Origin of the sequence: Desulfonatronospira sp. (genome assembly GCA_003563255.1) — a bacterium.
GTDB lineage: Bacteria > Desulfobacterota > Desulfovibrionia > Desulfovibrionales > Desulfonatronovibrionaceae > Desulfonatronospira.
The window spans coordinates 1-12942 of sequence record PWSL01000323.1 but is presented as its reverse complement, the minus strand read 5'-3'; the positions used below and the strand labels follow the sequence as shown (position 1 = coordinate 12942).

Genomic DNA, 12942 nt, shown 5'->3' with positions numbered 1-12942 from the left:
CTCCGGGGACTGGCTCTTTTGCCACCGAGATTTTGGAGTATGGCAGGTTGTCAACCAGCAAAAGTGCCTGTCCCCAATTGAGACAGGTTATAAAATGTTATAAGTTTCGCTGTAGTGATAATTTTTTTGGGGAAAATCCATGTTTGAAATACCAGTAGTAGAGATTTTCAGGGCCAGTCCCTGGGCGGTCCTGATACTCATTATACCAGTGTTGCCCAACCTGTGGGCGATTCTGCATATATTCCGCTGCGACTTCAATACAGCCCAGGAAAAGCTGGCATGGCTGGCGGTATCGGTATTCATCCCCTTTCTTGGCGGGCTTTTGTATTTCTTTATCGGCCGTAGAAGAGGAGTCAAGGTATGCTGAATTTTAAAATCCTCCTGCTTGCAGCGGCGGTGTTTATCCTGAGTGCCTGCGCCACCGGAGGGCAGACCGGCATGGAACGTATGCAGATGCAGATCCGGACCCTGGAGCACCAGCAGCACCAGGACCGCAAGAAGATGCAGGACGAGCTGGACAAAATCCAGGACGAGCTGGCAGAGAGGACAAAGTCTCTGGAAGAAAAGGTATCCGAGGCAGGAGGCCCGGCGCAGGCAATCCAGGCCAACCTGTGGGCCGAAATGGAGTCCATCAGGGTGCAGGTGGCTACTTTGACCGGCAACCTGGATGCATTGCAAAGAAAGGTATCCCGCATGGAAGACGGACAGGATATACCTCAGGAAGTCAGGAGTCTGCAGGAAAAGACCCGGGTTTTAGAGCGGCAGCTGCAGACCATGGCCAGCCAGCTGGGCTTGGATCTGCTGGATGATGTGGAGACGGCAGCGATTCTGGATGCCCCCGAACTTGATCAGGTGCGTGAACCGCAGACAGCCAGGGTCTTATACCAGCGCGCCCTGGACTCATTTTATGACCGCGATTACGATGGTGCCCAGTCCTTGTGGGAGGAATTCGCGGAGCTCTTTCCAGAACATGACCTGATCTCCAATGCATATTTCTGGCAGGGTGAATCATTTTACCAGATGCAGGAGTATGCCGAGGCCGCACTGGCCTACCAGGAAGTAATCACCAATTTTCCTGACAGCAACAAGATTGAAGCCAGTATGCTCAAACAGGGGATGTCCTTTATCAGTCTTGGCCGGAAAGAGGCCGGTCAGCTGATACTGAATGAGCTTCTTGAAAAATACCCGGACAGTGCAGAGGCCAGAAGAGCCAGGGCATTTATTTCTGAAGAGGACCTTTAACCTGTCAAGAGTTTTAAACATGCAAACAGCTGAAGAATATTCCAAGATAATTTCTCTGCATTTTGCCCCTGAAGTGGTGCGAAAGCCCATGATGTATAACCTCGCTAAAAAATTTGACCTGACTTTCAACATATTAAAGGCCAAAATAAGTCCCAGGGAAGAAGGGCATATGATCCTTGAACTTTCGGGCAATCTGGAAGACTTCAAAAAAGGCATATCATACCTGCAGGAGCATGGAATCAGTATCCGGGACGTGGCACAGACCATCACCCGGGACGAAAGACTCTGCACACATTGCGGGGTATGCACCGCGCTTTGTTTCAACAGGGCCTTGAGCCTGGACAAAGTCACCAGGCAGATATTATTCAACGATGCCAGGTGCACGGCCTGCAGCAATTGTACCAGGATATGCCCTGTGGGGGCCATGCATGTGGAATCCAACGGGGAATCCTGAATGAATAAATGCCGATAAATCTGTTCAGCTTTGAGTTGCGGGCACAGCCCGCGTCAGGGAGAAGACACATGCAAACCCAGGTCAGGAAATATTCCCGGGTACCAACCCGGATCAAAGCCTACATGCGCCGGACTGTTTTTGACAATTCTCTTCCCCTGTTCAGCTGCACCCTGGTGGGGGATTCAGAAGATCATGTCATTAAAAACCTTTATGGCTCTCACCTGCCCAGGGAACTGATCAGTTTTTTCCAGCAGCTGGATGAAAAGGTCAATATGATCCTGAGCCTTATAAACCGGGATACTATCCAGGCTGACTTTCCCATCCAGGGGGAAGTGCTGGAAATCAGCGGGGCCGGTTTGCAATTTACCGCCGAAGAGGACTTTGAAGAAGGGCAAAACCTTGAGATGGTGCTTCTTTTATCGCAGGTGCCCCTGCGTATTGTCGGTATGGTAGCTGAGATTCATCGCAAGGAAAAAGTCCAGGGTGTACCTGTCTGGGCGGTACAGTACAAAAATATCCGGGATGTTGATCGTGAAAAGATAGTGCAGTTTGTTTTTCAGGAACAAAGAGAACATATCAGGGGAAAAAAGAATGAAATTGAGCCCGGATAAGTATCAGGCCCTGGCTGACATGTATATGCAGGCCGGGCTGGGAGATATGTTTTCCGGGTCGATTCATAATCTGAGCAACCATGTGCAGATTCTTGACATGCAGCTTAACATGCTTAATAGCTTGCTTGAAAAGGATCCAGAGGATAAATCCTCACGAATCTTTGAAAAAGTGGACTGTCTCTCCCGGGAGTTGTCAGGGTTGAGATCATCGTTACGCTGCAACAGCGAATACAGCTACTATACCAGAAAAGAACCGGCCCAGGTCAATGTGGACCAGTATATAAAATGGTTTCTGGCTTTCCGGCGCAACTGTCTTTATTTCAAGCACAAGATATTATGCAGGCCTCAGGTGGAAAGGAGGGACATAAACCTGGATCTCCCACCTTTTTACTTGACTATTTGTCTGGATCAAGGAATAAGAAATGCATTGGAAGAGTTCAGGATCAAAGCTCCGGAGCAGGACAATGATCTTGTTTTCCATGCAGGACCTGCCGGAACAGGCGGGGCTGTCTTTCTGATTATTTCAAAGACCAGGCTCCAGGATATCGACCCATGGGAAGTGGGATCCAGCAGCAAACCCGGACATCTGGGCATGGGTCTGCCCCTGGTGGAGCATCTCTGCAGACGGTTGGGCTGGCAAGTCACCCTGCAGGCCAATGAAGAGGACACCCGGTTTCAACTCCAGATACCCGGCATGAAATCAAGATAGATCTAAAATACATGAAACGTCCCTGCCATCTGCGTTTAATGAGTATTAGTTTATATATTTCAAGAAATTTAACCGTTTAACCTGCTAAGGAGGCTTGTATTATGTTGAAATCTATGAAACGGACTTTCTTGCTGTTGTTTTTGGCCGTTGCCCTTTTAGGGGCTCAGCAGGCCCTGGCTGGTACCAGGACGATCATTGAACCGAAAGCTGATAATTTCGTGCTTCATGTGGACAATTCCGGTTCCATGATGTTTGATTACAAGGAACTGGATCAGAAAAAGAGCAAAGTCGCCCGGGATATACTGCTGACACTGAACCAGGAACTGCCTCAGCTGGATGTCAACTTCGGTCTTTACACCTATGGACCTTTCAAAGAGTTCCTGTCTATATCCCCTTATGACAAGGGAGCTTTTGAAAATGCCGTTGAAGAGATTCCTACGGACTTTGAGATTTTTGGAAGGCGAACCCCCCTGGGCGGCGATCTTTTGAAGCTCTCTGATGATCTGGCAGAACTACAGGGAGACATTGCAGTGGTCATTATCAGTGACGGCGAGTCCAATGTCGGTCCCCGGCCCGTCCCGGTAATGGAGAAAATGTACCAGGAATACGGTGACCGGCTTTGTTTTCATTTCATCAGCCTGGCCCAGAGTAGTGGCACTACAGTAAGGGATGAAACAGCCGCTATGGAAGAAATGGCTGCAGTCAATCCATGCACTCATACTATTGATGCCGGCGCATTTATGCAAAAGGACTTCGCGCGCTCAGATTTTATCCGGAAAGTGTTCTACACTGAAAGACAGGTAAGCGTAACTCCTCCGGTCGAACCAGCACCGGAACCTGCTCTCCCGATTGAGCCAGAAGAAGAGGTCATTGTTTTCTCCAACATCCAGTTTGAGTTTGACAAGTCAGTTATCCGGCCTCAGTATGCAGAAATCCTCAGGGAAGCCGCCAGGCAGATCCAGGACCGCACCGACCCCCATGTGGTGGTTGAAGGGCACACCTGCAATATCGGACCCGCAGACTACAATATGGGCCTGTCCCAGAGAAGAGCTGACTCGGTGGCTGACTTCCTGGTTGAACAGGGGGTTGACCAAGATGCAATTGAGACAGAGGCTTATGGCTTGACCAGGCCTGCGTTTGACAATGATACCAGAGAAGGACGTGTACTGAACCGGCGCGTTGAAATGCGTCTGGAATAATACTTGAAGGCCCGGGCAGCCCATGGTTGACCGGGCCTTTTTTATGTATCCAGGTCTGCACAGGTTATGACATGTTGACCATCCACACATTATTCCCCTAAGCTACAGAGTCGGGCTGCAGTGCAATTGTTTTGCAGCCGACTGTGCCATAAACAGGAAGACATGCCATGAAACGAATATTTTTTTGCGTATTTCTGGCTGCAATAGGCATGATGATGGCCAAACCACCCGGTGCCGAGTCTGATCCCGTTGTCACCCTGGACGCGGATCACTATCTGCATTTGCATTTTGAAGATTTTGCACTGCAGCGTATGTACATGCTCAACCGGAATTATGCCGGGACCAAGGATAATCCACGCATGGAACAGACAGAAAACGGGCTTGTGGGCAGATACAGCAAAGCCCATAAAAATACCCTGAAAGTTAATGTCAGGCAGACCCAGTCCGAGCTATCGCCCTTCATAGGCGTTATGAAGTACGTAGAGGTCAGGTATGAGAGTAATGGAGAGTGCCGCGAGAGTGTCGCCAATGGCACCTTTGACATGGTCCGTGCCCGCAGCGTGACAGAGATTTTCAGATTTGTACAGGACGAGTGGCAGTGACTTATAACCAAAGACGATTTCGCAGGCGGAGAGTAAATGACCAGAATTGCAGTGCTGGGCGGCGGGAGCTGGGGGACCACCCTGGCCAACATGCTGAGTGAAAAAGGTCTGGACGTAGGTCTCTGGGTCAGGGAACAAGAACTGGTGGACGAGATCAGCAAAACCGGTGAAAATTCCCTGTTTCTGCCGGGAGTCACGCTTGATTCCAGGCTCAATGTCAGTCAGGACCAGCATGAGGTCATGCAGGGCGCGGATTATTTCCTGGTGGCCATTCCCACCCAGTTCATGCGCCAGACCCTGGAAGGTGCCAAACACCTTTTCCCCCAGAGCCCGGTAGTAATCTGTGCCAGCAAAGGGGTGGAACTGGCCACATTAAAGCCCATGTCCGCCGTGGTGCATGAAAGCCTGCAGGAAAAAGAGCCGCGGTATGCCATCATATCCGGCCCGTCATTTGCCGGTGAAGTAAGCCGGAAACTGCCCACTGCCGTGAGTCTGGGCTGCCTGGACCAGGACCTGGGACGCAGGGTGCGAGACATCCTGAGCACGGATTTTTTCCGGGTTTACGCCAACCCGGACTATAAGGGAGTGGAACTGGGCGGGGCCCTAAAAAACATCATGGCCATAGCCGCCGGCATCTCCGACGGGCTGGAGTTCGGCCATGATGCCAGAGCGGCCCTCATAACCCGGGGGCTGGTGGAGATGGCCCGGCTGGGTGTGGCCCTGGGTGGCAGGGAAAAGACCTTTATGGGACTTTCGGGGATGGGGGACCTGGTGCTGACCTGTACCGGAGATCTGAGCCGCAACCGCCAGGTGGGGCTGAAACTGGGCCGGGGCATGACCCTGGACGAGATCCTGGAAGGCTCCAGGATGGTGGCCGAAGGGGTCAAGACCACTGAGTCGGTTCGGTACCTGGCCGGGAAAAAGAGTGTGGACATGCCCATAACCGAGCAGGTTTACCAGGTGCTGTTCGCACACAAGGACCCCAGGACAGCAGTACAGGATCTCATGACCCGGGAACTTAAAATGGAGTAGGGCGTACCGGATACAACTCACAAGCGCCTTTTTTTCGAGGAAGAATTGGTTTTCAAATTTTTCATACCCACTTCCCTTGCCCACTTCCTTGCCGCAATATTGCTTTTTTTTGCCCTGGCTTCCTGTAAAGGGGATATACCGCCCCTGGACCGCGAAGAGCATGACCTCCCCCGTGATGCAGAAATAAGCCGGTCAGAGCCCGGAAAGTACGGCGGAGTGCTGGTGACTGCAGAGTCGCAGCAGCCCAGGACCTTCAACCCCCTGGTAGCTGAGGACGCCTATTCCAGTGAAGCCATCGGCCGGTTTTTAAACGGACTGACCACCTACCATCCCATCAAGGAAAAAGTCGTCCCGGAACTGGCCCTTTCCTGGGATATCTCCAAGGACAAGCGCGCCATCACCATGGAATTGAGGCGAGGGGTGCGCTGGAGCGACGGGGAGCCCTTTACCGCTGACGACGTCATCTTTACCTTCAAGGCCCTTTTTGACCAGCGCTACCCCAACCGCTACATGGGACAGTATACCATCGCCGGGGAGGCAATAGAGTTTGAAAAGCTGGACAGGTACACAGTGCGTTTCAAAACTGCCAGACCCTATTCCCCGTTTTTATATGTAATCGGCTTTATCGGCATCCTGCCCCGGCACGTACATTTTGATGCCTTTGAGCGTGGTGAGCTTCTGCAGCAGTGGAGCATGCGTACAGCCATGCATGCACCCAGGGAACTGGTGGGCACGGGGCCTTTTCGAGTACGTTCCTTCCGGCCGGGGCAGAGAATAGTTTATGAGCCCAACCCCCATTACTGGCGGGTGGACAGCCAGGGGCAGAGACTGCCCTACGTGGATTACCTTATTACCAGGTATGTGCAGGACCGCAATACTGAAACAGTCCTGTTTGCTTCCGGGCAGATTGATGCAGCGGCCATAACCCCGGGGGACGTGGTGGGAGTGCGCAAAAACGCTTCCCTGCACGACTATACCGTGCATCATCGGGGCCCGGCTACAGGCATCAGGTTTTTGTGGTTCAATCAGAAGCCCGGGGAGAGCCAGGCAGGCACAGCATACGTGGAGCCGCACAAGCTTGAGTGGTTCACCAGCAGGAAATTCAGGCAGGCCATCCTGCACGGCTTCAACCGGGAAGGACTTATCCAGAGCGTCTATTTCGGCCGGGCCCAGCTTCTGCATTCCATAATCAGCCCGGCCAACGAGCGCTGGCACAACCCGGATGTGCCCAGGTATCATTATGATCCTGACAGGGCCCTTGAGCTTCTGCGCCAGGATGGTTTTGAGCCGGATCAGGACGGCCATCTTGTGGACAAAAAAGGCAATCAGGTATCATTTCAGGTCTATGCCTCGGAGGGCGACGACATAACTCCCCAGATTCTGTCCACATTCAGGGAAAATATGCGTGACCTGGGCATCACTGTGCGCATCAGGTACCTGGATTTCGGGACCCTGGTGGCCCGGGTGAGCCGTCATTTTGAATACGAAGGGGCCATGATGGGTTTTACCGGAGGGGCTGATCCTTCCGGGGGGCGGGCTATATATCTTAGCTCCGGGCGCCTGCACCTGTGGAATCCGGAACAGGAAGAGCCTCAGACAGACTGGGAAGCCAGGATAGATGAGCTTGTATACGCCTCGGAGGAGACCTTTGACCTGGATAAGCGGGTGAGCTACGTGCACCAGATGCAGGAGGTATTTTCAGAAGAACTGCCCCTTCTGTACCTGGTAACGCCGTATGCATACGTGGGGCTCAAAAACAGGTGGCAAAACGTGCGCATTCCGTCCATGGGCTCGGTAATCTGGAATATTGACGAACTTTACTTAGGCCCGGAGAAGTGATGCTTTTTTTTATCATCAGGCGCTTTGTGACCATGATCCCTCTTTTGCTGGGCATATCCGTACTGGTCTTCGTCCTCATGGCCATCGCCCCCGGGGATTTTCTGGACGTGGCCAGGACTCAGGAAGATATTCCGGCGGAGTATATCGAGCGCATGGAAGAAGAATTCGCTTTGGGAGAGCCCTGGCATACCAGGTATTTCATCTGGCTTGGCAACGTGGTCCAGGGCAACCTGGGCGAGTCCTGGATTTACCGGGTCCCGGTGACTGAGCTTTTGTGGCAGCGCATACCGGCCACCCTGGTCCTGTCCGCCCTGTCCATCATGTTCGCCCTTTGCGTGGCCATTCCCATGGGGGTGCTGGCGGCCATATACAAGGACTCTATATTCGACCGGATAAGCTCTATGTTTGCCTATGCGGCCCTGTCCATACCGGAGTTTTTCCTGGCCCTGCTGGCGGTGATGTTTGCGGCCCAGACAGGCTGGTTCCCCACCGGGGGACTTAGCTCTGTCGAGCATGAGTTCATGTCTTTCTGGGGGCGCATGGCTGACTACGCCCATCACCTGGTGCTGCCTACAATAGTCCTGGGCATGGGCAGTGTGGCCAGCTATATGCGCATAATGCGGGCCAACTTCCTGGACTACATCCGCTCTGACTTTGTGACCACGGCCAGGGCCAAGGGCCTGGGCGAAGGCCGGGTCATGTTTGTGCATGTCCTGCGAAACGCCATCAATCCCCTGGTGAGCGCATCAGGCTTTATCCTGGCCACCCTTCTGTCCGGGTCCATCCTGGTGGAAAACGTCATGAACTATCCAGGCCTGGGCCAGCTCATCTTCGAGGCCCTCATGCGCCAGGACGAATTCGTGGTGGTGGCCGCGGTGATGATGGGCTGCGTCATGCTCATGCTGGGCAACCTTATAGCCGACCTGCTCCTGGCCTGGTCAGATCCCAGAATAAGGCTGGAAAAGAATTAGGGCCATGCTCAAGCACCTGTTCAAAGAGATTACCAGACGCCCCATGGGAGTGGCCTGCCTGGTTATACTGGCTGTTCTTTACCTGGGCACCGTTTTTTCCCAGTTTCTGGCCCCATACCTGCCCACGGACCAGGATCTGACCAGTGCCTATCACCCTCCCACCAGGATTGTCCTTGAGGACTGGAGGCCGCACGTGCAGGTCTATGAGCAGGTGGACCCGGCTGCTGCCAGGTACGAGCCGATAGAGGGGGAAACAGCCCCCATAAAGTTTTTTGCAGCCGGTGAAGAATACCGTTTCTGGGGATTTATTCCGGCCCAGATGCGCCTTTTTCAGGTGGAAGAGCCGCACCGGATATATCTTCTGGGCAGCGACGGCACGGGCAGGGATGTCTTTTCCAGGCTTCTCTACGGAGCCCAGGTGTCGCTGAGTATCGGGTTTATCGGGATCTGCATCACCATGACCCTGGGTTTTCTGGTGGGGGGTATTGCCGGGTACTTCGGAGGCAGAACCGATTTTCTGGCCATGCGCCTGGTGGAATTCATCATCGCCGTACCTTCTCTTTACCTGCTCATAGCCCTGCGCGGCGCCCTGGCGGAGCACTTTGAGCCGGAACAGATGTATCTGGTCATTGTCATCATACTGTCCCTTATCGGCTGGGCCGGGGCGGCGCGCATCATCAGGGGCATGGCCCTGTCCCTGCGGCAGCGCCCCTTTGTCCTGGCCGCGGAGGTCATGGGCCAGAGCAGCCTGCGCATACTTTTCCGGCATTTTCTGCCCAACCTGGCCAGCTATCTTCTGGTGGCGGCGACGCTGAGCATCCCGGCCTATATCCTGGCTGAGGCGGCCCTCAGCTTCCTGGGGCTGGGCATACAGGAGCCAGGCACCTCCTGGGGGCTCATGCTGCAGCAGGCCCAGGAGCTGAAGGTCTTCACCCTGAACCTGTGGTGGCTGCTGACCCCGGGGGCGGCCATATTTATTACCGTGATCACCTTCAATATGCTGGGGGACGTGCTGCGCGATATTGTCGACCCCCGGCAGCAGATGGTCAAGCGGTAAGAAGGACCCTGCGCATCCCTGATGATGGCTGCGACTCTCATGTGAATGAAACAGTTCCAGTGCCAAGTGCTGAACCCCCGTCATGGCTCAAATTTTTCTTTTTTTTATTACAGGGTTTCAGGAGTAAGTCACTAAAGCTAAGTCTCAACTCTCTTGCAACATCCATTTTATACCACAATATCAATGAAACATGCGATATTTATGATGCACCCGGTAATGTAAAAAACACTTTTGTCCCCTTGCCCGGCTCGCTTTCCACCCAGATTCTGCCTCCATGTTTTTCCACAAACTCCTTGCATAAAACCAATCCCAGGCCGGTCCCTTTTTCCCCGTCCGTGCCCAGCTGCATCTTGCTTTTATCAACAGAAAAGGCCGTAGACAGAATATCTTCACGCATACCAATGCCGTTATCCCGGGTACAGACTTCAACAAAAGAGTCTGCCTGCCTGGCGGTGATGGAGATATTACCGCCACGATGGGTAAACTTGACTGCATTGATAATTACATTGCGGATGACCGTTTTGATCATGGACTGGTCAGCCATAACGGTCAAGACCTCCGGGATGTCAGACCGGATTGCAATATCTTTTTTGCCGGCCATATCCCTGGCTGTATCAAGAATTGACCTGGTCAGTTCATAAAGGCTGCATTTTTCAGGTCTGAACTCCATGCCCCCCTGACTCATGCGTGCCCATTGCATCAGATCATTTAACAGCTCCAGTACAATTTTCGAGCTATTATGCATTGCCGTTGACATGTGGCTGATTTCTTCCAAAGATAAAGATTCTGCTTCCTCTGCGAGAATTTGTGAGGTGCTGTATACACCAGCCAGGGGGGATTTCAAATCATGGGCAATGATGGTGAAGAGCTTGGCCTTTTCAAGCTGTTTGTTGACCAGCGAGATTCGTTCTTCAGCCCGTTTCCGCTGGGTAATGTCAATGGCCAGTTCAAACCTGACGTCTCGCCCGTCAGGCCAGTTGATGAGCTTGTCAGTGGCAAGAAAGTACTTATCCAGAATCGGATTGTAGTGTTCCCATTGATGGGACGCGCCTTTGTTATGGATGATCACGTCATTGGTGCAAAAATCACACGGCCTATCTATGCCCTGCAGTTCCTGATAGCACAATCCGCCCACCAGTTCCTTGCCAAAAAGATTCTGCATGTGCTTGTTGACGTACAAAATCTCATAGGTTTGCGGATCGCAGACATAGATATTCTCGTTGATACTGTCGAAAATCGAAAAGAGACGCGCCATTTCAAACCGTAAGGCCTCCTCTGTCTGTTGCCGTGCTTCAATCAAGCGTCTTTGTTGACGGATAAACAAGAGCAGGACCGACACAATCATTCCGGCCACAGCAAGCCCCCCGGCCAGCAGCCAGATCCATCTCCATAGCGCTGACAAATCAAAGTCCGGCTGGGCGGGATCGTAAATAAAACCCTCGAAGAAATCAGGAGTAGCCTTTTCAGAAGAAACATACCCAAGCTGAGCAAATATGCCGGCAATATGCCTCCATCGGCCCGGGTTGACGTGGCCGATGCGCACCAGTTCCGGCTGGATCAGCTCATGCATGGTCTTGGCCTCGTAGAGCAGGTGATCGCGTGATTTTTGGGGATTGTAGCGCTCAAGAATAAGGTCGATGATTTCTTCCGGGTTCTCCATAGCATATTCCCAACCCTTGAGGCTGGCTTTCCAAAAGGCCCGTACCCGGTCCGGCCGGGATGCAAGCTCCGCCTGGCTCGTGAACAGGCAGTCCCCGTAAAAATCAACCCCGTATCGCCTCGGCCAGAGGATCTGAAACTCCTTGCCTTCCTGCTGCAGATAAAAGGGTTGATTGGACACATAGGCACTCAGAGCGTCGATATTTGGGTCAAGGTAGTCGTCCAGTCCCACTTCGCCGTCAGTCAGCCGGAGCTGATCCAGGGAAACGCCCTCCTTGGCGAGCATGGCCTGCAGCTCAATATCTCGTGAATCCCGGGTCATCTTGACCCTGGCGCCGATGAGATCGTGCGGGGTGTATATGCCGGTGTGTTCATGGGCCACCAGCACCAGGGGCGAATGCTGGAAAATGGCGGCCATCACCACAAGCGGCTTGCCCTGCAGGGCGTGCAGCAGGATCTCCGAGTTGGTCACCCCGTATTCGGCCTGGCCGGAAGCCACCACATCCACAGTGTCCTGCCGCAGATCCCGCTCCTGGATGACCACGTCCAGTCCAGCGTCCCGGTAATACCCCTTTTCCAGGGCGGCATAGTATCCGGCGAACTGGAACTGGTGAAACCAGCGCAGCTGCAGGGTAACGCGCTCCAAAGCAGGATCTGCGTTTGCAGGAGCAATCCATGCTGCAATAAGGCCGATGCCTGTTAACAGTGTTGCGAGTAAAAGAGCGAGTTTGCTCCAGCCGTGGGTTGATTCCTTATAAATTCGCATAAGTTCCGTAATGCCCAGGCATTAAATTTGTAAAAGAAGGTCTTAGTGGCTTACTCCTGAAACCCTGTTACAAAAAACAAGAAAAATTTGAGTCATGGCGGGGGTTAAGAGCTTGGCAGTGGGACTGTCCCCGCTAAGAACTAACCAGATCAAAGACAACCAGTTTTGCTAAGCAGAGATTTCAGTAACCAAAAAAATATTGTCGTGGGGACTGTCCCAATTGTGGGATACGAGCACTTCTTAATCTTGGGTTGCGGGCTGAGCCCGCTTTAGAAGAGACAGCTTATCTATTGCGGTCACCGAAAAATACAAGACGGTTGCTTGAATCTATCCTCCAACTCGAAAATGGCAAAGGAAACGAAAAGGAGCTGATAGAATGAAGCTCGTCTTCTCCGACCATGCCTGGGACGATTATATTTACTGGCAAAAAACCGACAAAAAAATTCTGCGTCGTATCAACACCCTCATTAAGCAAAATCAGGGCCTTGATGTTCGATCGCATGTCATATTTGGTAAATTATTCTCTCGCTGAAAGCAACAATTACGGATCAGGGGTATTTGAAATCAGCCCGGCCAGCTCAGCTCCCCGGCAACCAGGGGCAGGCACTTTTGCCGACCTCAAACCGTAAAACGGTCTGACTATCCGGCGGCAAAAATGCCAGTCCCCTTCCAGCTTCAATAAAGTGTCGCTGTAATGTTAGCAGCCAGGGAAAATGAGAGGAGTTTATGAAAAGTTTCTTAGTTGAGAACTTTGTCTACCAATTGATCGAATTCTTCCACTGAGTTGACACGGTGTGTTTT

At 52.6% G+C, this 12942-nt stretch carries 13 protein-coding genes; 12 read left to right on the top strand and 1 reads right to left on the bottom strand.

Going from position 1 to position 12942, the window contains the following annotated elements; all coding sequences use genetic code 11:
* Nucleotides 1-139: 139 nt before the first annotated feature.
* The 11 genes from QZP87_RS09440 to QZP87_RS09390 all read left to right on the top strand — a co-directional run bounded on the left by QZP87_RS09440 (nt 140) and on the right by QZP87_RS09390 (nt 9716).
* A complete protein-coding gene (locus QZP87_RS09440; protein WP_291322671.1) occupies nt 140-367 on the top strand; it encodes a PLD nuclease N-terminal domain-containing protein in 228 nt (75 codons plus the stop codon).
* Complete coding sequence (gene ybgF / locus QZP87_RS09435) at nt 361-1242, top strand: tol-pal system protein YbgF (protein ID WP_291322670.1); 882 nt, start codon at nt 361-363, stop codon at nt 1240-1242. Before QZP87_RS09440 ends, ybgF begins: the two co-directional genes overlap by 7 nt.
* A gap of 19 nt (nt 1243-1261) precedes the next feature.
* A complete protein-coding gene (locus QZP87_RS09430; RefSeq protein WP_291322669.1) occupies nt 1262-1696 on the top strand; it encodes an NIL domain-containing protein in 435 nt (144 codons plus the stop codon).
* A 68-nt stretch (nt 1697-1764) separates the two neighbouring features.
* On the top strand, nt 1765-2307 hold the full coding sequence (locus QZP87_RS09425; RefSeq protein ID WP_291322668.1) for a PilZ domain-containing protein: 543 nt from the start codon (nt 1765-1767) through the stop codon (nt 2305-2307).
* Nucleotides 2288-3016 (top strand): hypothetical protein, encoded by a 729-nt coding sequence (locus QZP87_RS09420; protein ID WP_291322667.1) that lies wholly within the window; start codon nt 2288-2290, stop codon nt 3014-3016. The genes QZP87_RS09425 and QZP87_RS09420 overlap by 20 nt, the downstream gene beginning before the upstream one ends.
* A 101-nt stretch (nt 3017-3117) precedes the next feature.
* On the top strand, nt 3118-4215 hold the full coding sequence (locus QZP87_RS09415; protein ID WP_291322666.1) for an OmpA family protein: 1098 nt from the start codon (nt 3118-3120) through the stop codon (nt 4213-4215).
* Between the two features lie 167 nt (nt 4216-4382).
* The gene (locus tag QZP87_RS09410; RefSeq protein WP_291322665.1) at nt 4383-4817 is read left to right on the top strand and encodes a hypothetical protein; all 435 of its coding nucleotides are present in this window, start codon (nt 4383-4385) and stop codon (nt 4815-4817) included.
* 36 nt (nt 4818-4853) lie between these two features.
* Nucleotides 4854-5849, top strand: a complete 996-nt coding sequence (locus tag QZP87_RS09405; RefSeq protein ID WP_291322664.1) for an NAD(P)H-dependent glycerol-3-phosphate dehydrogenase — start codon at nt 4854-4856, stop codon at nt 5847-5849.
* A 45-nt stretch (nt 5850-5894) separates the two neighbouring features.
* Nucleotides 5895-7688 carry an ABC transporter substrate-binding protein gene (locus QZP87_RS09400; RefSeq protein ID WP_291322663.1) on the top strand — a complete coding sequence of 598 codons (1794 nt, stop codon included), beginning with the start codon at nt 5895-5897 and terminating at the stop codon, nt 7686-7688.
* Nucleotides 7688-8659 carry an ABC transporter permease gene (locus QZP87_RS09395; RefSeq protein WP_291322662.1) on the top strand — a complete coding sequence of 324 codons (972 nt, stop codon included), beginning with the start codon at nt 7688-7690 and terminating at the stop codon, nt 8657-8659. Before QZP87_RS09400 ends, QZP87_RS09395 begins: the two co-directional genes overlap by 1 nt.
* A gap of 4 nt (nt 8660-8663) precedes the next feature.
* Nucleotides 8664-9716: an ABC transporter permease gene (locus QZP87_RS09390; protein WP_291322661.1), complete on the top strand. Its 1053-nt coding sequence runs from the start codon at nt 8664-8666 to the stop codon at nt 9714-9716.
* A 199-nt stretch (nt 9717-9915) separates the two neighbouring features.
* Here the strand turns inward: QZP87_RS09390 and QZP87_RS09385 are convergent, their stop codons facing one another.
* Nucleotides 9916-12141 carry an ABC transporter substrate-binding protein gene (locus QZP87_RS09385; protein WP_291322660.1) on the bottom strand — a complete coding sequence of 742 codons (2226 nt, stop codon included), beginning with the start codon at nt 12139-12141 and terminating at the stop codon, nt 9916-9918.
* 376 nt (nt 12142-12517) lie between these two features.
* On the opposite strand from QZP87_RS09385, the gene QZP87_RS09380 reads away from it, so the two are divergent.
* On the top strand, nt 12518-12673 hold the full coding sequence (locus tag QZP87_RS09380; protein WP_291322659.1) for a type II toxin-antitoxin system YoeB family toxin: 156 nt from the start codon (nt 12518-12520) through the stop codon (nt 12671-12673).
* Nucleotides 12674-12942 lie beyond the last annotated feature (269 nt).

Bases quoted from the DNA above. Each gene is read 5' to 3' on its own strand.
- QZP87_RS09440 (WP_291322671.1), top strand. From the start codon at position 140: ATGTTTGAAATACCAGTAGTAGAGATTTTCAGGGCCAGTCCCTGGGCG.
- ybgF (WP_291322670.1), top strand. From the start codon at position 361: ATGCTGAATTTTAAAATCCTCCTGCTTGCAGCGGCGGTGTTTATCCTG.
- QZP87_RS09430 (WP_291322669.1), top strand. From the start codon at position 1,262: ATGCAAACAGCTGAAGAATATTCCAAGATAATTTCTCTGCATTTTGCC.
- QZP87_RS09425 (WP_291322668.1), top strand. From the start codon at position 1,765: ATGCAAACCCAGGTCAGGAAATATTCCCGGGTACCAACCCGGATCAAA.
- QZP87_RS09420 (WP_291322667.1), top strand. From the start codon at position 2,288: ATGAAATTGAGCCCGGATAAGTATCAGGCCCTGGCTGACATGTATATG.
- QZP87_RS09415 (WP_291322666.1), top strand. From the start codon at position 3,118: ATGTTGAAATCTATGAAACGGACTTTCTTGCTGTTGTTTTTGGCCGTT.
- QZP87_RS09410 (WP_291322665.1), top strand. From the start codon at position 4,383: ATGAAACGAATATTTTTTTGCGTATTTCTGGCTGCAATAGGCATGATG.
- QZP87_RS09405 (WP_291322664.1), top strand. From the start codon at position 4,854: ATGACCAGAATTGCAGTGCTGGGCGGCGGGAGCTGGGGGACCACCCTG.
- QZP87_RS09395 (WP_291322662.1), top strand. From the start codon at position 7,688: ATGCTTTTTTTTATCATCAGGCGCTTTGTGACCATGATCCCTCTTTTG.
- QZP87_RS09390 (WP_291322661.1), top strand. From the start codon at position 8,664: ATGCTCAAGCACCTGTTCAAAGAGATTACCAGACGCCCCATGGGAGTG.
- QZP87_RS09385 (WP_291322660.1), bottom strand. From the start codon at position 12,141: ATGCGAATTTATAAGGAATCAACCCACGGCTGGAGCAAACTCGCTCTT.
- QZP87_RS09380 (WP_291322659.1), top strand. From the start codon at position 12,518: ATGAAGCTCGTCTTCTCCGACCATGCCTGGGACGATTATATTTACTGG.